This is a genomic window from Antarcticibacterium sp. 1MA-6-2, assembly GCF_021535135.1.
Lineage (GTDB): Bacteria > Bacteroidota > Bacteroidia > Flavobacteriales > Flavobacteriaceae > Gillisia.
In genome coordinates this window covers 1,331,409-1,348,899 of sequence record NZ_CP091036.1, presented here as the reverse complement: position 1 = coordinate 1,348,899, position 17,491 = coordinate 1,331,409, and the positions used below count along the sequence as shown (strand labels likewise).

General features: G+C 39.1%; 19 protein-coding genes, 1 tRNA gene and 4 pseudogenes. 15 read left to right on the top strand and 9 right to left on the bottom strand.

Annotated elements, in window-relative coordinates; genetic code table 11:
* Nucleotides 1-74: 74 nt before the first annotated feature.
* The 5 genes and pseudogenes from LZ575_RS06800 (at nt 75) to LZ575_RS06780 (ending at nt 3,843) form a co-directional block, all read left to right on the top strand.
* The gene (locus LZ575_RS06800) at nt 75-1,169 is read left to right on the top strand and encodes a hypothetical protein (RefSeq protein ID WP_235330010.1); all 1,095 of its coding nucleotides are present in this window, start codon (nt 75-77) and stop codon (nt 1,167-1,169) included.
* Nucleotides 1,170-1,260: 91 nt separating this feature from the next.
* Complete coding sequence (locus tag LZ575_RS06795) at nt 1,261-2,214, top strand: trehalase family glycosidase (RefSeq protein ID WP_235330009.1); 954 nt, start codon at nt 1,261-1,263, stop codon at nt 2,212-2,214.
* 16 nt (nt 2,215-2,230) lie between these two features.
* Nucleotides 2,231-2,424, top strand: a pseudogene (locus LZ575_RS06790) (trehalase family glycosidase); the annotation flags it as partial.
* 116 nt (nt 2,425-2,540) lie between these two features.
* Nucleotides 2,541-2,936: a trehalase family glycosidase gene (locus tag LZ575_RS06785; RefSeq protein ID WP_255702846.1), complete on the top strand. Its 396-nt coding sequence runs from the start codon at nt 2,541-2,543 to the stop codon at nt 2,934-2,936.
* Nucleotides 2,884-3,843, top strand: a complete 960-nt coding sequence (locus tag LZ575_RS06780) for a DUF6929 family protein (RefSeq protein WP_235330007.1) — start codon at nt 2,884-2,886, stop codon at nt 3,841-3,843. The genes LZ575_RS06785 and LZ575_RS06780 overlap by 53 nt, the downstream gene beginning before the upstream one ends.
* Nucleotides 3,844-4,070: 227 nt before the next feature.
* Here LZ575_RS06780 and LZ575_RS06775 read toward each other — a convergent pair whose 3' ends face one another.
* The 6 genes from LZ575_RS06775 to hutI all read right to left on the bottom strand — a co-directional run bounded on the left by LZ575_RS06775 (nt 4,071) and on the right by hutI (nt 7,994).
* Nucleotides 4,071-4,874 (bottom strand): MBL fold metallo-hydrolase, encoded by an 804-nt coding sequence (locus LZ575_RS06775; protein WP_235330006.1) that lies wholly within the window; start codon nt 4,872-4,874, stop codon nt 4,071-4,073.
* Between the two features lie 64 nt (nt 4,875-4,938).
* Nucleotides 4,939-5,397 (bottom strand): GNAT family N-acetyltransferase, encoded by a 459-nt coding sequence (locus LZ575_RS06770; protein ID WP_235330005.1) that lies wholly within the window; start codon nt 5,395-5,397, stop codon nt 4,939-4,941.
* 2 nt (nt 5,398-5,399) lie between these two features.
* Complete coding sequence (locus LZ575_RS06765) at nt 5,400-5,750, bottom strand: DUF1622 domain-containing protein (protein ID WP_235330004.1); 351 nt, start codon at nt 5,748-5,750, stop codon at nt 5,400-5,402.
* Nucleotides 5,750-5,971 (bottom strand): hypothetical protein, encoded by a 222-nt coding sequence (locus tag LZ575_RS06760; protein WP_235330003.1) that lies wholly within the window; start codon nt 5,969-5,971, stop codon nt 5,750-5,752. The genes LZ575_RS06765 and LZ575_RS06760 overlap by 1 nt, the downstream gene beginning before the upstream one ends.
* A 68-nt stretch (nt 5,972-6,039) precedes the next feature.
* Entirely contained in the window at nt 6,040-6,756 is a 717-nt protein-coding gene (locus LZ575_RS06755) for an arginase family protein (protein ID WP_235330002.1), read from the bottom strand.
* Nucleotides 6,756-7,994, bottom strand: a complete 1,239-nt coding sequence (gene hutI / locus LZ575_RS06750; RefSeq protein WP_235330001.1) for an imidazolonepropionase — start codon at nt 7,992-7,994, stop codon at nt 6,756-6,758. Before hutI ends, LZ575_RS06755 begins: the two co-directional genes overlap by 1 nt.
* Before the next feature lie 171 nt (nt 7,995-8,165).
* Here hutI and LZ575_RS06745 point away from each other — a divergent pair, with 171 nt between their 5' ends.
* The 3 genes from LZ575_RS06745 (at nt 8,166) to LZ575_RS06735 (ending at nt 10,423) form a co-directional block, all read left to right on the top strand.
* Complete coding sequence (locus LZ575_RS06745; RefSeq protein ID WP_235330000.1) at nt 8,166-9,344, top strand: PLP-dependent aspartate aminotransferase family protein; 1,179 nt, start codon at nt 8,166-8,168, stop codon at nt 9,342-9,344.
* 227 nt (nt 9,345-9,571) lie between these two features.
* Nucleotides 9,572-10,288 carry a bacillithiol biosynthesis deacetylase BshB1 gene (gene bshB1, locus LZ575_RS06740; RefSeq protein WP_235329999.1) on the top strand — a complete coding sequence of 239 codons (717 nt, stop codon included), beginning with the start codon at nt 9,572-9,574 and terminating at the stop codon, nt 10,286-10,288.
* Between the two features lie 60 nt (nt 10,289-10,348).
* Nucleotides 10,349-10,423, top strand: a tRNA-His gene (locus LZ575_RS06735).
* A 73-nt stretch (nt 10,424-10,496) separates the two neighbouring features.
* On the opposite strand, the gene LZ575_RS06730 is transcribed toward LZ575_RS06735, so the two are convergent.
* Both LZ575_RS06730 and LZ575_RS06725 read right to left on the bottom strand, forming a co-directional pair.
* The gene (locus LZ575_RS06730; protein WP_235329998.1) at nt 10,497-11,042 is read right to left on the bottom strand and encodes a pyridoxamine 5'-phosphate oxidase family protein; all 546 of its coding nucleotides are present in this window, start codon (nt 11,040-11,042) and stop codon (nt 10,497-10,499) included.
* 204 nt (nt 11,043-11,246) lie between these two features.
* Nucleotides 11,247-11,971 (bottom strand): annotated as a pseudogene (locus tag LZ575_RS06725) (SIMPL domain-containing protein).
* 82 nt (nt 11,972-12,053) lie between these two features.
* Between LZ575_RS06725 and guaA the strand changes: the two are divergent.
* The 7 genes and pseudogenes from guaA (at nt 12,054) to LZ575_RS06690 (ending at nt 16,538) form a co-directional block, all read left to right on the top strand.
* Nucleotides 12,054-13,587 (top strand): annotated as a pseudogene (guaA, locus tag LZ575_RS06720) (glutamine-hydrolyzing GMP synthase).
* 45 nt (nt 13,588-13,632) lie between these two features.
* Nucleotides 13,633-14,157 carry a LysM peptidoglycan-binding domain-containing protein gene (locus tag LZ575_RS06715; protein ID WP_235329997.1) on the top strand — a complete coding sequence of 175 codons (525 nt, stop codon included), beginning with the start codon at nt 13,633-13,635 and terminating at the stop codon, nt 14,155-14,157.
* Complete coding sequence (locus LZ575_RS06710) at nt 14,112-15,014, top strand: LysM peptidoglycan-binding domain-containing protein (RefSeq protein ID WP_235329996.1); 903 nt, start codon at nt 14,112-14,114, stop codon at nt 15,012-15,014. The genes LZ575_RS06715 and LZ575_RS06710 overlap by 46 nt, the downstream gene beginning before the upstream one ends.
* 23 nt (nt 15,015-15,037) lie before the next feature.
* The gene (locus LZ575_RS06705) at nt 15,038-15,574 is read left to right on the top strand and encodes a hypothetical protein (protein ID WP_235329995.1); all 537 of its coding nucleotides are present in this window, start codon (nt 15,038-15,040) and stop codon (nt 15,572-15,574) included.
* Nucleotides 15,575-15,576: 2 nt separating this feature from the next.
* Nucleotides 15,577-15,975 carry an OsmC family protein gene (locus LZ575_RS06700; RefSeq protein ID WP_235329994.1) on the top strand — a complete coding sequence of 133 codons (399 nt, stop codon included), beginning with the start codon at nt 15,577-15,579 and terminating at the stop codon, nt 15,973-15,975.
* 14 nt (nt 15,976-15,989) lie between these two features.
* Nucleotides 15,990-16,169, top strand: coding sequence for a hypothetical protein (locus tag LZ575_RS06695; protein WP_235329993.1), 180 nt, complete (start codon nt 15,990-15,992; stop codon nt 16,167-16,169).
* Nucleotides 16,170-16,244: 75 nt separating this feature from the next.
* On the top strand, nt 16,245-16,538 hold the full coding sequence (locus LZ575_RS06690) for a DUF922 domain-containing protein (protein ID WP_235329992.1): 294 nt from the start codon (nt 16,245-16,247) through the stop codon (nt 16,536-16,538).
* Here the strand turns inward: LZ575_RS06690 and LZ575_RS06685 are convergent.
* A pseudogene (locus LZ575_RS06685) lies at nt 16,526-17,474 on the bottom strand (NAD(P)H-dependent flavin oxidoreductase). The gene LZ575_RS06690 and the pseudogene LZ575_RS06685 overlap by 13 nt on opposite strands.
* Nucleotides 17,475-17,491: the final 17 nt, after the last annotated feature.

The following is a 17,491-nucleotide window of genomic DNA, read 5'->3' as shown; positions in this document are numbered from 1 at the left end:
GGAGTATTATTTTTAAGAATAGTACTCCTTTTTTTATTGTTTCTTCTTAATTTTCCATCACTTAGAACAATCAGATGAAGAGGATCCTTCTGGCCCTGGGTTTTTGTTTTCCATTTTTTGTTGCTGAAGCACAAAATTATGAGCCAGGATATATTGTACATACAGATCAGGACACTATTCACGGCTATATTCTGAATGCACCGGATTCTGAATACTCAAATGGAGTGAACTTTAGGATCGATCCTCAATCGATGGATGAATTTTTTGAACCGGGAGATATTCAAGCTTTCGGATTCAGCAATGGAAGAACATTTAGTACCAGAGTTATTCCTGGAAACAGGAACAAACCAGCTAAACCTGTCTTTGCAAAAAATCTTGTAAAAGGGAAAATTGATCTCTATATCTGGAACCATCCGCAGAGGTATAAACCCGATTTCTTTGTTGTTAATACTACTACTGGGGAGGAAGTTCATCTTAAGAGGCCGGAAATAAATCCTGCCGACAGGAAACAGAGAAAGGTAAGGCGGCCTGAAAAAATCTGGCAGGAGGACCTGAAAAGAGTACTTCAGGATAATGAGGCTGTTTCCGAAGATTTGAAATATTCAGAAAAGGCTATAAAAAAGGAAATTCTCGCTTATAACAGCCAGTTTGAGGAAGCCTTTCCGGTAGAAGCGTATTCCGATAAAACTTCCTACAATCTGAATATTTTGGTAGGGGTTCCGGTAAGTTTTGATATCAATTTTAAAAGTTTCAGGGGAGCTGTTTTTCTGGAAAAATTTAACCCTGACCGCACAAATAACTTTATTCTAACCCGGGGAATAATATATCATCACAATACAGAGCCAAAAGAGACACCTGTAGGTCTGGAAAATGGAGAATTTCTTTTTAGAACTCAGCTCATAAACCTCGTTCCCATAGCTGTCAAATTTCAGGGGAATTCCAAAAGAATTCAGCCTTACGGATACGCAGGAGTTGGTGCTGCGGTCTCATGGGAGGAAAATGTGGTCGTAGAAAACGGCAGTCAGGCAGGTACCTCTAAAGACACAAAATTTCTTCCCACGGTTAACGCCGGAATTGGAGCCAGGATTAAAAGCGGTTCGCATGCTTTAATAGCGGAATTAACACCCACCCTTAATAGAGTCTTCTTCAATATTGGTTTTTCCTTTTAGCTCATATCCAATTGTTCAAAAGCGGCAATAAGTACAGTAGCTACTCTTTCTACCAGGAAATATGTAAATTAGAGCTACTTAATATTTAATAATGAAAAAAAATTACTCTTACAGATCCCTCTTCGGAATCATATTTCTTTTTCTCGTCTCCTGTGCCCAGGTTAAGGAAGCCAGCCTTGAGAGGAAAGTCCAGATCCTGCCCCCTGAAGAGCTATATGGAGAACTTTTTTATGATGTACAATCGAATGAAGAGCTTTTCCCGGATAGTAAAACCTTTGTAGATGTTGTTCCTCTTTATGATGTACAGGAAATAAGGCAGAGGTACGCAGCCCTGGAAAATAAAACCACCCCTTTTCAACTGGACTTTTTAGAAGAACATTTTGCTATTCCCAGTACTCAAAATAATTTTCAGACAGATTCGGCTTCTATTCAAAAACATATTGCCTATTTATGGGATGTCCTGAAAAGACCTGCAGATGAGGCGATTTCAGGAACTTTGATTCCTCTTCCCAATCCCTATATAGTTCCCGGTGGCAGGTTCAGAGAAATTTACTACTGGGATAGCTATTTTAGTATGCTGGGGCTCCAGGAAGACGGTGAGTACGGCACTATAGAAAATATGGTCGATAACTTCTCCTACCTGATTAAAAACTATGGCTTCATTCCAAATGGAAACCGCACCTATTACCTTGGCCGTTCCCAACCTCCTTTTTATGCAAAGATGGTTGAGGTTTTAGCTGAAATAGAAGGAGACGATATTTATGAAAAGTATCTCCCGTATCTTGAGAAGGAATACCAGTTTTGGATGGATGGTGCCGAAGAGCTTTCAGAAATAAATTCTGCAGATAAACGTGTGGTGAGATTACCGGGAGGCGAAATCCTCAATAGATATTGGGATAACTATGCCACCCCCAGACCTGAAAGTTACCGGGAAGACGTAAAAACAGCCGACAAGGCTCTGGAGATGTTCCCGGGAAAATCCCGCGAAGAAGTATACAGAAATTTAAGGGCTGGAGCAGAATCAGGTTGGGATTTTTCAAGCTAAGTGGTTAAGTCGTGACGTGGAGGGCAATTTTTATCTTTCTACTATTCATACGACTGATATCCTTCCTGTTGATCTGAATTCTCTTTTGTTTAATCTTGAAAAAACTATTGCCAAAGCTTATGAACTCTCGGGAAATTCAGCTCAAGCTGAAGAATTTTTGAAAAAAGTGAAGCACGCCGAGTAGCTATAGAGAAATACTTCTGGAATAATGTAGAGGAATATTACATGGATTACAATTTTGTTGATCGTAAAACCACACCTAAGTTCTTTCTCTTGCAGGCGTATATCCATTATTCTTCAAACTGGCTGCAGATAATCGTGCTGCCATGGTCGCCACAAAAATTGAGCAAATTTTTATCCAACCCGGAGGTGTGGTTACGACACCATATAATACAGGGCAGCAATGGGATGCTCCTAATGGCTGGGCTCCACTTCAATGGATCACAATTCAGGGCCTCAGGAACTATAATCAATTTGAAATGGCTACTGATATTAAGAATAAGTGGCTTCAGTTAAATACGGGTGTGTATAAAAGAACTTATAAACTACTGGAGAAATACAATGTTGAAGATCTTTCCAGGGAAAGTGGGGGAGGAGAGTATCCCACGCAGGATGGATTTGGTTGGACGAATGGTGTTTACCAGAAATTGGTGAGAGAAAAAAGTAAGAATGAGAAACGCCGGGAGTGTTTTGTGGATAATGATTTTAATCCTTATGAGTAATTGTAAACCAACAAACGTAGAATTTAAATTACTGGAGATAAATGAGCTGAATGAAATTCCTTCAGCATCAGGAATAGAAGAAACCAGGAACGGTAGATATATTATAGGAGATAATTCTCCCTGGCTGTTTAAGCTGAATAAAAATAACGAAGTCATTGATAGGATTTCATTATTGCCGGAACGCACTTTACCCGATAGTATTTTTGAGAAGCTGGTAAAGCCGGATTTTGAAGCAATGACCAAAGTTGATCCTGAAGGAAATGTTCTCCTCATTTTTGGTTCAGGATCTAAATCTCCGGAAAGGGATGTGCTGGTAGAGGTAAATCTTTCTTCAGAAGAAATTGTGCCGAAAGAATTTTCTATTACAGAAATTTATGACGGTTTAAGAGCTGCGGCTGAAATACCTTCTGAACATCTTAATATTGAGGCTGCAGAGGTTGTAGAAGATGATCTTTACCTGTTTAACAGAGGAAAAAATTTAATTGCTAAATATTCTCTTTCCACATTCAGGAGATACCTGGAAGAAAAAGGAGAAGTTCCATTGCCGGAGATCATACGGTTTAAGTTACCCGAAATTCAAGGCATAGAATCAGGTTTTTCAGGAGCTTCTTATATAGAGGGAGCAGAAATAATTGTCTTTACTGCAACTGTGGAAAACACAGCAAACTGGATTGATGACGGGGAAGTGCTGGGAAGTTTTATTGGAGCTTTTAAAATTAATGATCTTTCTGTAAATAACACTCCGGCCTCGGCTTTAATACAGCAGGGAGGAAAATCGTTGATGATAAAAGTAGAATCGGTGACTGTTCTTTCAGAAAAAGAAGGGGAGGCAGAACTTCTACTGGTAACCGACAGCGATGGAGGTGTTTCTGAAATTTTAAGAGGAACTTTGACTTATTCTGAATAATTTTCGGCCAAAAAAAGAGACCGTCTATACAGCCTCTTTAATCAACGAGATTTAAAATTTTTAGTGTCTCCCGAGCGCAGTCGAGGGGTCCCTCTTGAGCAGAGGTCTCGACTGCGCTCGACCAGACTATTCAGAAGGTCTCAACTACACTCGACCAAACAATTTAGAAGGTCTCGACTGCGCTCGACCTGACACCCGAAAACTTAACCGCCTTCTATTAATAATTGTTACTCCTGTCTGTCCGGATACCAGTAAGCCAGTACTACTTCAATTTCAGGATTTTGCTGATTAATGAGTTCTTTAAACTTTTCTACATCGGCAAAGTCATCCTGACCGCGGAAATGATATGGGTAAACCTGTTTCGGTTCAAAGGCCAAAACTCCTTCTGCTGCCTGCTCGACTTCCATAGTGTAAGGTAAATTCATTGGAATAAGGGCAATATCAATGTCCTGAAGATTTCTCATTTCAGGAATAGCTTCAGTGTCTCCGGCTATATAGATTCTGTTCCCATCTTTTTCCAGTACATATCCGTTCCCTCGTCCTTTAGGGTGAAAACCTTCAGGATCTTCAGGTAAATTATACATGGGAATAGCTTCTATATTAATTCCCTGAACATCCAGACTTTCTCCATTGTTCATTACCGTAACCTGTCCCTGTAGCTCCTGCGGTAGCTGATCTTTTACAGCCTGCGGCGCAATAATCTGAGTGCTTCCCAATTGTAGTGCAGTAAGTGTTTTAGCATCCATATGATCTCCATGGATATCTGTAATTAAAACAAAGCCCGGCTTCTCACTTCCCTGAAAAGCTTCTGCTCCTCCTGTGGGATCTAGATAAATAACGGTGTTATCCCAGGTCAACACAGCAGTTGCATGGGAAATTGGCTTAATTTCAACAGGAATAGAGTCGTTTTCCTGTTCCACTTTTTGAGATGCTTCTGTCACTTCCGAATTATATTCTTCGGTGTTTTCACGGTTCTCATTTTTGCATGCCATAATGGAAATGCAAATTAAAAGAGTTAGTAATTGTTTCATAATTAGCGTATTTTCAGTTAAAGTTACGCAACGAAAAACTGAGGTTTACTCATTTAGGAATATTTTAAGAGAGTAGCAGTTCCAGTTTTATGTCTCCGCGGGCATAGGGATTGTTTACCTCTATAGGAATTTCAATAAAGCCATACTTTCTGTAAATGTGAAGAGCATTTACCAGTTTTCGGCTCGAGTAGATTATTAATTTTTTCCAACCTTGTGCTTTTGCGTATCCAAGGGTGTGTTCCATTAATTTCTGACCTATTTTTTTACCTTGTGAATCAGGTGTAATTGCCATTTTTGTGAGTTCAAATACACCATCTTCTAACTTCATAAGAGCCACTGTTCCAATTATCCTGTCGCCTTCCTTTACGAAAAATATGTTTCCTCCGGGATCTAAAATATATTTTTGAGGCTTTCCAAGCACTTCTTCATCGTGTGGCTCTACCCAGAAAAATTTATTTAGCCATGCAAGATTTAATTCCTTAAAATCTTCAGCATGTTTAGGGTCAAAATCGATAATCTCCATAATTAATCTCCAATGGTTTTTTTCTGCCACGGCCAGCGTCCTTCAAGCTCGACCTGAAGTGAAAGGCTAAGAAAAGTTCTTATAAGAACAATTATACCCAGCACCAATACTTTTTCTATAGTAGGATCTGTACTTACCGTGGCAATTATGTCTCCTGCAACAAGAAATTCCAAACCAAGCAAAATGGCCTTTCCCAGATCATGGCGAAACGTACGGTAAGAACTTCCATCGTTGTGTTTATTAAATGCATAACGCCATAAAGCGAAAAGAGGCCCAATTACCATCACTATTACACCTGCGATTTCAATCCCAAGGGCTGCATATTCAATGTAATCCTGTATTTTTTCCAGCATTAGATTTTTGGATTTAAGAAATCTGTTATTAAATAGCTTAAAGCTTTTCCTACTTTCCCTTCTGTTAAAGGCGAAACGGCAGCCTCACAAATATGAAGGTATTTAATTTTCTCGTTTTTCCCTGCAATAGTTATAAAGTTTCTCACCATATTAAATGGAAATCCGCTGGGAGTTTGTGCGCTGCTGGGGAAGTCTTCAATGGCGTCGACGTCCAGTTCCAAACCAAAGTTGGCATTGGATATTAAAGCCAGTTCTTCTGTATAAGCTTCAAGGATCTGCTTTGAGGATTTCAGTATAAGATGTTCAAAGAGCTTAGGTATTGATCATTTTCTGAAGCATCCATATTTTCAAAAATATATGCCGGGGTATAATTTTGATGCACACCAAAAACCCTGTATTTTGCCAGGTAGTTTTCTTTTCTGCAGTAACTAAAGCCATTTCCGCTATGCCTGTGCTCGAGCTTCCGCATATCGGTATGAGCATCAATATTTAAAATATTTACAGGCTTTTTGAGTGCCAGGCTGGTGCCTTTGATATTGCCATAAGCGTTATTATGTCCCCCACCTATAATAATCGGAATCTTTCCTGCAGCTACAATTACTTCCACTATATCACTCACTACAAGATCAATTTCTTTTACCAGGTCTCCCAGTTTTGCAAGATAATTAGGATCATTTTCATCAATATTCGCAGCTTTAGTCATGGCTTCGCTACAATCAACTTCTCCTAATAATAGTAGATTTTCGGGATTTGTATATTTATTGGCCTGTATATTCAGCAGAGTTTTAAGCATCACCTGCCAGGTTCCTGTTGTTCCCGGTTTTCCTTTGTTTGCCCTCACCCCAATATCTTCAGGTATTCCAAGAAGCACATAACGGGCAGGACTATTTTGTAATTGTGATAGATCCTGAATAGAAACTATTTTCTCACCAAACTTTATTTCTCCCTCTCTTTTAGAAATCAATCTCTCAATTATGGCCGAATTATAAATTTTGAACTTCACCATCAATTAACCTTTTTACCATTTATGAAAACGGAATCAATTTCGTTGTTTCCAAATGAGTAGGGGAGGTGAGCGTAAGAAGGTATTTTTTCTGTAACAATAAAATTAGCAGCCTTACCTTTAGTAATACTTCCGTGGGTGGAGGAAAGGCCCATCGCATAAGCAGCATTAATGGTGGCGGCATTAATAGCCTCCTCGGGAGTCATTTTCATTTTCATACAGGCCAGGGAAACCACTAAATTCATATTTCCACTGGGAGCACTTCCGGGATTGTAATCTGTCGCAAGCGCAAGAGGTAATCCTGCGTCTATCATTTCTCTTGCAGGAGTATACGGGATACCGAGGAAAAGTGAACATCCGGGAAGAGCTACTAGCATTGTAGCTGAATTTTTCAGCACTTCAATATCCTCATCTCTCATTACTTCCAGATGATCCACACTAAGAGCATTATTATTTACTCCTGTTTTTACTCCCCCAATGGCGTTAAACTGATTAACATGGATTTTTGGAACCAGTCCACATTCCCTTGCTGCTTTAAGTAGTTTTTCTGTGTCGGCCGTAGTGAAATATCCTTCCTCACAAAAAATATCAATATATTCTGCTAGGTCCTGTTTTGCTACTTCCGGTAAAATTTCGTCTATTACATAGTCGACATATTCTTCTCTTCTATTTTTAAATTCCGTCGGAAGGGCATGTGCTCCCAAAAAAGTAGCTTTAATGGGTAAAGAATAATTCTGTTTCAACTTTTTAATAACCCGAAGCATTTTTAATTCTGCTTCCTTTGTAAGTCCATAACCTGATTTAATTTCTATGGCTCCTGTACCAAGTTTCATGACCTGCTCCAGTCTTGCAGCCGACTGTTGGTATATATCTTCTTCGGAAGTTTCCTGAAGTGTTTTAGCACTATTTAATATACCGCCACCGCGGTTGGCAATTTCAGTATAGGTGAGGCCATTTATTCTGTCTACAAATTCCTGCTCCCGGTTCCTAGCATAGACAAGATGAGTATGAGAATCGCACCAGGTGGGAACTACTATTTTTCCTGAAAGATCTTCAGCCTGAATATTATCGAACTCCGGAAGAGAGTCCATCTTACCGTAGTCGGCTATTTTATCATTTTCTATAAGTAACCAGGCATTTTTTATGCAGGGTAACTCCTTCATTTCTTCACCTGAAAGTTTTTCTACAGAGGTTTCCCTTACCTGTACCAGATCCTGAATATTTATAAATAGTGATTTCATTAGGTAAAGATAAAAAAGTAGCTCTTAAAGAAAAAGACAAGCTCTCTAATACTCTGGTAAAACTTCATATTGGCGAAAGCTTAACAGGGAGAAGAAGCCTCCCGCCAAAGAGATTTAGAATAATTATTTTTACCTTAGGGGCAGAATTAAATTAACCTTAATTACCTCTTTATGTACCATAAATCCCACGGACTTAACACTGTTTGTACCCACGCCGGAGAATTGGAAGATTCTCAATATAAAGGTGCAGTATCGCCTCTTTATATGTCTACTTCTTATGCATTTGAAGATGTTGAGGTGAAACGCTATCCTCGTTACTTTAATACTCCAAATCAGGTAGCATTGGCAAAAAAAATGGCAGCTCTGGAACACGGGGAGGAAGCATTGATTTTCGGGAGCGGAATGGCTGCAGTGAGTACTTCCTTAATGGCATTTTTACATAAAGGAGATCACGTTGTTTTCCAGAATACATTATACGGAGGCACCAGCAATTTAGTGGTGGAGGAATTTGAAAAATTCGGAATAGAATATTCTTTTACGACAGGATCTTCACCGGAAGAATTTGAAGCAGAAATTAAAGATAACACTAAAGTTATTTATATAGAAACTCCTTCAAACCCATTGCTAACAATTACAGATGTAAAAGCAGTTGCTGAAATTGCAAAGCGTCACAACCTGGTAAGTATGATTGACAATACTTTTGCGTCCCCGGTTAATCAAAATCCGATAGACTTTGGAATTGACGTTGTAATTCATTCGGCCACGAAATATATGGGAGGCCACAGTGATATTCTGGCGGGAACGGTTATTTCTTCAGAAAAACACATAGATACTATTTTCCAACTGGCCAAAAATTTTGGCGGGAGTCTTAGTGATTACACTGTCTGGATGTTAGAACGAAGTATTAAGACAATGGGATTAAGAGTTAAAGCTCAAAATAAAAACGCTCAAAAGCTGGCAAAATATCTTGAGAATCATCCTGATGTTGCAAGAGTATATTATCCCGGGCTGGAATCCCACCCGGATCATGAACTTGCAAAGGCACAAATGAAGGGTTTTGGAGGAATGCTTTCTTTTGAACTAAGAGACGGCCTGGATTCTTCTTTCTTCTCCAAATCCTTGAAATTAATAAAATCAAGTATGAGCCTTGCCGGAGTAGAATCAACAATAGTAGCTCCAACTCTAACTTCACATGCGCTGTTAACTCCTGAGGAAAGGGAGAAGCAGGGAATAAAAAATGGTCTTTTAAGATTTTCTGTGGGTATAGAAGATAAAAAAGATCTTATTGCTGATATTGAGCAAGCTTTAAAGGTTGTGAGAACTGAAGTAAAAGAACTACAGGATAATTAGCAGATTTAAAAGTTAAAGAGGAAAAGAGTTAAGAAGTCAAAGAGTTAAGAAGTCAAAGAGTTAAAGAGGAAAGTTTAAAGAGTAAAAGAAGGGAAGACATACAAATTGGAATATTGACATTTTTTAGAATCTCTCACAAAAATATTAGTGCATTAGTGGCTCTTTTAAAGAATAGGAAACAAACCCAGATCTCATTCTGGTGGAAAAATAAAAAACAATAAATATTAATGAAGTTAGATATTCTGGCAATTGGTGCTCACCCCGATGATGTTGAATTAAGTTGTTCAGGGACTTTGGCAAAGGAAGTAGACCGTGGTAAGAAAATTGGCATTTTGGATCTTACGCGGGGAGAAATGGGTACAAGAGGTACAGCCGAAACAAGAAAAGAAGAAGCTGCCGCAGCCGCAGAAATATTGAGACTGAGTGTAAGAGAAAATCTGGGCTTCCGGGATGCTTTTTTCGTTAATGACGAGGCTCACCAAATAGAAATTATCAAAATGCTGCGTAAATATAGGCCGGAGATCGTTTTATGTAATGCAGTTGAAGATAGGCATATAGATCATGGTAGAAGTGCAAAACTGGTAAGTGATGCCTGTTTTTTAAGCGGACTAAGAAGGATTGAAACTTCGATTAACGGAGAGGAACAGGAGGCCTGGAGGCCAAAACATGTTTATCACTATATACAGTGGCAAAATATTGAACCTGATATAGTTATTGATATTTCAGGATATATGGATGTTAAACTTGCTGCTGTTAAAGCCTACAAAACTCAATTTTGGAATGAGAACAGCAAAGAACCCGCCACTCCCATTTCAAGTGATAATTTTTTAGATAGTATAACTTATAGAGCAAGGGATTTAGGAAGATTAATAGGAACAGATCACGCTGAGGGCTTTACCGTAGAGCGTTATGCTGCAGTCGATTCCATATTTGACCTAATTTAATTTACTTTTTTTCTTTGTTGAAATATAGAAATAATATACATTTGCAACCGCAAATAAATGGTAGTTGTAGCTCAGCTGGTTAGAGCGCTTGATTGTGGTTCAAGAGGTCGCTTAGTTCGAACCCGGTCTTCTACCCTTTTTAAACTCCTTGGGAAACTAAGGAGTTTTTTTATTCTTTACATTGAGCTTTCTAGCTGAAATGTATTTTTCAAGGAACGAGAAAGGTTTTATCCCATCCCTCTTCTGTTTTTGTGAAAGTAGCTCGAAGTCTGTTAGGTTCTGCGCGTAATTTTAAGTAATCTATCTGCTCCGGGATTAATTCGATGACTGAAAAATGCAACTCTCTGGTTCTGGTCACATCAATGGGATTTTTAATTTTTTTACCTGGAGGAGATTTTGTATTGTAATCCTGAACAGATCTTCCTTCTATTTCAAGTTTGTGATCTTCATAAATTTCATCCTGCTCGTGTACTACCACTTTTCCGCAGATGGAGACCTGAAGCTGTAAAAGTGGGTGATAAAAAATTACACTTCCATAAGGGTTAAGTTTTAACTGTTGCACTTTAAAAGAACGTGCATCAGTATAAAAAAGAAAGGTATCATTATGGGTAATTTTTCTAAGCCTTAACATGCGCTGCTTGATTTTCCCCGATTCTTCCAAACTGGCTAAAGCACAAACTTTAAATGGATGGCCAGAATCTTCAATACCGCACTTTAATTCTTTCCAGGTTTCAGAAAAAAGATCATTAATCATATTGCCCATTTTAATTTTTCTTCTGCTCTAAATGAAGGGTTTATCCGGAAGAAAAGTAGCTGTGAAATCAGGACAATCCTCCGTGCTATCTTAATACAGAGAAGCATTCCTTAAATTTAATTAAAATCTAAAGAAGTTCAAGTAGTTACAGTTAATTAACTGAAGGAATAAAGGTGAATATGATATGTACCGGAATCCCTCAAATTAATCAATATCGTACTCGAGGCGCATTGTAATAGAAGCTGTTTTATTTTTGTCGTGGGTGTTGTAGGCTCCACTCCAGCTGTAATCTTCCCCGCTATTCTGCCCGGTGATTTGAAAAACACCCATCACGGCATTATTTAATTCCCCCAGAGAACCACCACTGTTTTCCGCAATTCTTTCTGCCCGCAAACGAGCATCTTCTGTGGCTTTAGATATCATCTCGATTTTAAGATCAGCAATCTTCGTGTAGTAATAACGTGGAGGAGTGGAATTAAACTGTACCCCGAGATTAAGTAATTCTGTAATTTCCCTGAAACATTTTCAATAAGTTCAACATCGGTCGATTCAATTTTTATCGTTTGAACTAATTCATAGCCTTTGAAAATGCTGCCGACATAATTTCCGTTTTGATATTGGTTTTCCTGTTGCTCAATGGTTTCTACAGAATTAAAAACAAAATTTTCGGCTTTAATGCCGTTGTTGATCAGGTAATTGCGAACTGTTTCCTTGTCGGAATTTAGATCTTCGTACGCCTGCTTTAAATTAGGACTCATCCTGCTAAAGCGGCCTTCCCAGACAATAAGATCTGAAGTAAAATTTTCGCTGCCCGGTAGCTTAACAGATATGACTCCTTTAGGATGGGCTCTTTCAACATAGGCATTTCCTAAAAAATATGCCGCAATCACAATGGCGACGGCAAAAATAATAGCACTTAGGTATTTCATAGAGGGATTTTTTTGAAGATAATAAAGATATAAATTTAAAGAACTGCTAGGCCGTTTAAAGTTCAAATTATTACTTTTGCCTATGCAAAAAAACGTACTTATTTTAGACTTCGGTTCCCAGTATACACAACTAATTGCAAGGCGTGTAAGAGAACTAAACATTTACTGTGAGATCCACCCATACAACAAATTACCTGATGACCTTTCCGGCTATAAAGCTGTAATTCTTTCCGGAAGTCCATTTTCAGTAAGAGGAGAAAATGCTCCACATCCTGATCTTTCAGAAATTCGGGGGAAAAAACCTCTACTTGCTGTGTGTTATGGAGCGCAGTACCTGGCCCAGTTTAATGGAGGAAAAGTAGAAGCTTCAGAAATAAGAGAATACGGTCGTGCTAACTTATCTGTTATCAAAGACAGCGAAGCATTGTTTGACAATATCCTGGAGAATTCGCAGGTGTGGATGAGCCACAGTGATACTATAAAGGAACTTCCTCAAGGCGGCGTAAGGCTTGCCAGTACTACAGATGTTCTCAACGCTGCCTATAGATTAGAGGGAGAGGATACATTTGCGATTCAATTTCATCCAGAAGTTTATCATTCTACAGACGGGAAACAGTTACTGGAGAATTTCCTTGTGAATATAGCAGGGGTTCCCCAAACCTGGACACCTGAGGCTTTTGTGGATATGACGGTTGCAGAATTAAAAGAGAAAGTAGGAAATGACAAAGTGGTACTGGGTTTAAGCGGAGGAGTAGATTCCTCGGTAGCAGCAGTATTGCTTCACAAGGCAATTGGTAAAAACCTATATTGCATTTTTGTAAATAACGGATTGCTGAGAAAGGGCGAATTTGAAAGCGTTCTGGATCAATACAAGCATATGGGGCTGAATGTAAAAGGAGTTGATGCTTCGGCACGTTTCTTGGAAGCTCTTGCCGGAGTAAGTGATCCCGAGGAAAAACGTAAAGCGATCGGGAATGCATTTATCGAAGTTTTTGATGATGAAGCCCATCGTATTGAAGATGTAAAATATCTGGCCCAGGGAACGATTTATCCTGATGTTATAGAATCGGTTTCAGTTAACGGAGGACCTTCAGCAACAATAAAATCTCACCATAATGTTGGGGGATTGCCCGATTTTATGAAGCTGAAAGTGGTAGAACCATTGAAGATGTTGTTTAAGGATGAAGTGAGAAGAGTAGGAGCAGAACTGGAAATTTCAGAAGATATCTTAGGAAGACATCCATTTCCGGGACCGGGACTTGCAATAAGGATTCTGGGAGATGTCACGGCTGAAAAGGTTAGGATATTACAGGAGGTAGATGCTATTTTTATAAATGGATTGAAAGACTGGATGTTATATGATAAAGTTTGGCAGGCAGGAGCAATTCTTTTACTCGGTAAGTTCCGTAGGAGTTATGGGAGATGAGCGCACCTATGAAAAGGTCGTGGCATTAAGAGCTGTAGAATCTACAGATGGGATGACGGCAGATTGGGTGAACTTACCTTATGACTTTCTCCAAAAAATCTCTAACACAATAATAAACCGGGTAAAAGGCGTTAATAGAGTAGTTTATGATATAAGCTCAAAACCGCCCGCCACCATTGAGTGGGAATAAAAATTAATCCTCAGGGATTTCGCTTAAAAATAAAAGATGAGACCAATGAAGCATTTAATTGCGATTTGCCTGTTTTTTCAGGTTTTTTCCCTTACCGCCTTCGCACAGGCGTACAAATATCATACAGTAGCTCCTGAAGAAAATGTTTACAGGATTGCTCAACAATATAATATAACTGTAGAATCAATTTACAAATACAATCCTGATGCCCGCAATGGGGTTAACGTGGGGAGTAAACTGGTCATACCCTTACAAAATGAAGCGGTAGAAAAACCGGATGCTCCTGTTACCTTTAAAGCACATAAGGTCGAAAAAAAGGAAACCCTGTTTTCTCTTTCTCAGCGATATAATGTTAGTATTGATGATATAAAAAGGTTCAATAAGCAACTATATTCAAAAGAACTGCAGCAGGGAGAGACTATAAATATTCCTGTTTTGCCAACTGTTGATACCCCTGTTACCAAAGCTGTTGCACAACCACCTAAGCACCTGTTCAAATTACCAAGACCAGGGAACATATTATTTTGCCAAAAGAAACAAAGTATGGGATTGCCAGAAAATATGGAATGACGGTAGATGAGCTTGAAAAATTAAATCCAAAAGTGGACGTTCTGCAGCCGGGGGTGATGATAAAAGTAGCTACAAATGTTATTGATGACCAGGTGGTTATTACGAATGATGATTTTCAGTTTTACGAAGTGCAGCCAAAAGAGACCATTTTTGGACTGACTCAAAAATTTCAGGTTGATCAGGATTCTCTCCTGGCGTTAAACCCAGGATTAAAGGATGGTCTTAAATGGGGAATGGTACTAAAGGTGCCAACTAAAGATCCCCGGGGAAAAGAACTTAAGGACATAGATGTAGAGGTGGTGGAGAATGAGGCTTATGATAAGACCAGCCTGGCATCTAACCTGAAGGATTTTAGCCCTAAAAACTTAGTATTAATGCTTCCTTTTAACCTGTCTAAAGTTAAAAATGATTCTATTTCAAATTCAAGAGAAGTTATTTTAAATGACCGAGTTATGAGAGTTTCTTTAGACTTTAATAGCGGAGTTTTAATGGCTGTAGAAAGAGCAAAAGAATTGGGGATCTCTACTAACCTGAAGGTTTACGATACTCAACAACAGCCGGGGAAAGTATCTTCAATTATTGCTTCTAATAACTTTTCTAATGTAGATGCTGTTATAGGACCTTTATTCCAGGCAACATCTGAAGAAGCCGCAGCTCAACTTGCCGATTCTAAAGTTCCTGTAATTTCTCCTATAACCAACAGGGATTTGCGCTGGTTACCAAATCTCTACCAGGCGAGGCCAAGTGACGAGATGTTAAGGGAAGCAATGATAAATTATATCAAAGAAAACTCTCAGGGAAAAAATGTTATTATAGTGGCAGATGCTGCCCATGCAGGAGTGCGTAACCTAGGTTAACTGCGGCTATACCAAATGCACGCGTGGTAATTCCCGGAGAAAATAATATTACAGAAGGTGCTCTTAGTACTTCAATTCTTAAAGACAAAGACAATTGGGTAATTCTGGAGTCGGAAAGTGTTGGTTTGTTAAGCAGTGCTACTTCCGCCTTAAACCGTTTGGCCAGAGGCAACAGGATAACCCTGTTTACAACTAATAGAAATGCATCTTTTCAAAGCAACATCCTTTCTAATGAACATCTGGGTAGGCTAAGCTTTCACTTCCCTTCAGAATACAGAGAATTCAACGAAACAGGTAGTGATACCTTTGTAGATGCCTATAAAGAGAAATATGGGGTGCTTCCAAACAATTATACAGTGCGGGGATATGATCTTACTCTGGATGTATTATTGAGGTTGGGAGCTATGAGTTCTTTGGAGGAATCTGTTCGTGCGAATGTTATTACTGAATATGTTGAAAATAAATTTGCATACAGGCCAAAATCGAACGGTGGATTCTATAACGATGCAGTCTATATTATGCACTATAATAATGATCTAACTTTAAGTGTAGCCAGATAATTATGACATCAAGAGTAGTATATAAAGGAGATTTGCGTACGGAATGTGAGCATCTTCAAAGCGGCAATACATTTATTACAGATGCTCCTGTGGACAATCAGGGAAAAGGGGAGGCCTTTTCACCTACCGATACGGTTGCTACTGCACTCGCCTCCTGTATGTTGACTATTATGGGAATTAAAGCGAGAGATCTGGGTATAAATATTGAAGATACTTCTGCCCGGGTGACCAAACATATGGCGGCAGATCCAAGGAGAATTTCTAAAATTGAAATTGAATTTACTTTTACTAAGGAACTCGAACTTAAACACCGGGCTATTCTGGAAAATGCGGCAAAAACCTGTCCGGTAATTTATAGTCTTCACCCCGATATTGAGAAACTTATCAGCTTTAATTACTGATACTACAAACACACATGAAATTCTTATTCTGTTTTGCCCTGTGGGTTGCTTCAGCCAGTCTAGAGGCACAGCAAGTTCCTGAAAAATTGTTTTGGAAGGAGGATCCTTTAACAGGGGAAGATTTTCAGGCACCTGTCAATAAAAATTCTTCTTTTCAGGCAAATACAAATGCAGGCCTTTCCTATTCCTGGTGAGTAAAGAACGATAATGGGGTAATATCCCTTCAATATGAAGTAATAAGTTTTTTTAATCCGCACTTGTCCTGGGTAATGCCCTCTTCAAAAAGTGATTATTTACTAAGCCACGAACAGCTGCACTTTGATATTACAGAGCTCCACGCACGCAAACTTCGCAAACATCTTTCCCATCTTTCTATTGATCAATTGAGTAAAAAGCCAAAGGAGGTATTGAATTCTTTTTATACTAAAGTTGAAAAAGAGAGAGCAGCTATGCAGTTGCAATACGACAGGGAGACTAAGCACAGTTTAAACAAAGAGGCGGAAGCTAAGTGGCAGCTGTTTGTGAAGGAGGAGTTACAGAAGTTAGAGGATTACCAGGAATAAGAAGAAAGCTCTTCTTTAGCTATTTCAAACTCTGATACGATTTCCTGAACTATTTGTGCAGCTAAGTTTAATGTCGTTAATTAATCCTGCAATTTGTCCAATTTCAAGTTCTCCTTCTTCAAGATCACCTTCAAACATACCTCGTTTAGAACGGGCTCGTCCTAATAATTTAATAAGGTCCTCTTTGGAAGGATTGTTTTTGTATAACTCCTGAACATCCTGATAAAATTTGTTTTTCAGAAGCCGGACTGGTGCAAGTTCTTTAAGCGTTAGCTGAGTGTCACCTTCTTTTGCTCTTACCACTTCATTTTTGAAATTAGGATGAGAGGAAGCCTCCTCACTCGCCACAAACCTGGAGCCGATTTGTACGGCATCTGCTCCAAGGACCATAGCAGCAAGCATCCCCCGGCTAAGTGGCAATACCTCCTGCAGCTATCAGCGGGATTTCCAGTTTTTCTTTTACCATGGGAATTAGAGTAAAAGTAGTGGTTTCGTCACGTCCATTATGTCCTCCGGCTTCAAATCCTTCGGCTACTACAGCATCAACAATGCTTCCTGGCTTTTTAACGCAAATTTGACACTGCTTACCACATGCACAACTTTAATTCCGTGAGATTGAAGGTGTTTCGTCCAAACTTTGGGATTTCCGGCTGAAGTAAAAACGATTTTAACCCCTTCAGCAATAATTATATCCATTAGCTTTTCAATCTCCGGATACAGCATTGGCACATTAACCCCAAAAGGATTGGTAGTTGCAGCTTTACATTTTTGAATATGTTCTTTAAGAACTTCAGGATACATGGATCCCGCACCTATTAGTCCCAAACCTCCCTCATTACTAACTGAACTGGCAAGTTTCCAACCACTTGCCCATATCATTCCGGCCTGTATAAGGGGGTATTTGATGTTGAATAAGGAGGTAATTCTATTGGTCATATTTGGTCTTCAGTCGC

Bases quoted from the DNA above. Each gene is read 5' to 3' on its own strand.
- LZ575_RS06800 (WP_235330010.1), top strand. From the start codon at position 75: ATGAAGAGGATCCTTCTGGCCCTGGGTTTTTGTTTTCCATTTTTTGTT.
- LZ575_RS06795 (WP_235330009.1), top strand. From the start codon at position 1,261: ATGAAAAAAAATTACTCTTACAGATCCCTCTTCGGAATCATATTTCTT.
- LZ575_RS06785 (WP_255702846.1), top strand. From the start codon at position 2,541: ATGGTCGCCACAAAAATTGAGCAAATTTTTATCCAACCCGGAGGTGTG.
- LZ575_RS06780 (WP_235330007.1), top strand. From the start codon at position 2,884: ATGAGAAACGCCGGGAGTGTTTTGTGGATAATGATTTTAATCCTTATG.
- LZ575_RS06775 (WP_235330006.1), bottom strand. From the start codon at position 4,874: ATGAAACAATTACTAACTCTTTTAATTTGCATTTCCATTATGGCATGC.
- LZ575_RS06770 (WP_235330005.1), bottom strand. From the start codon at position 5,397: ATGGAGATTATCGATTTTGACCCTAAACATGCTGAAGATTTTAAGGAA.
- LZ575_RS06765 (WP_235330004.1), bottom strand. From the start codon at position 5,750: ATGCTGGAAAAAATACAGGATTACATTGAATATGCAGCCCTTGGGATT.
- LZ575_RS06755 (WP_235330002.1), bottom strand. From the start codon at position 6,756: ATGGTGAAGTTCAAAATTTATAATTCGGCCATAATTGAGAGATTGATT.
- hutI (WP_235330001.1), bottom strand. From the start codon at position 7,994: ATGAAATCACTATTTATAAATATTCAGGATCTGGTACAGGTAAGGGAA.
- LZ575_RS06745 (WP_235330000.1), top strand. From the start codon at position 8,166: ATGTACCATAAATCCCACGGACTTAACACTGTTTGTACCCACGCCGGA.
- bshB1 (WP_235329999.1), top strand. From the start codon at position 9,572: ATGAAGTTAGATATTCTGGCAATTGGTGCTCACCCCGATGATGTTGAA.
- LZ575_RS06730 (WP_235329998.1), bottom strand. From the start codon at position 11,042: ATGATTAATGATCTTTTTTCTGAAACCTGGAAAGAATTAAAGTGCGGT.
- LZ575_RS06715 (WP_235329997.1), top strand. From the start codon at position 13,633: ATGAAGCATTTAATTGCGATTTGCCTGTTTTTTCAGGTTTTTTCCCTT.
- LZ575_RS06700 (WP_235329994.1), top strand. From the start codon at position 15,577: ATGACATCAAGAGTAGTATATAAAGGAGATTTGCGTACGGAATGTGAG.
- LZ575_RS06695 (WP_235329993.1), top strand. From the start codon at position 15,990: ATGAAATTCTTATTCTGTTTTGCCCTGTGGGTTGCTTCAGCCAGTCTA.
- LZ575_RS06690 (WP_235329992.1), top strand. From the start codon at position 16,245: ATGCCCTCTTCAAAAAGTGATTATTTACTAAGCCACGAACAGCTGCAC.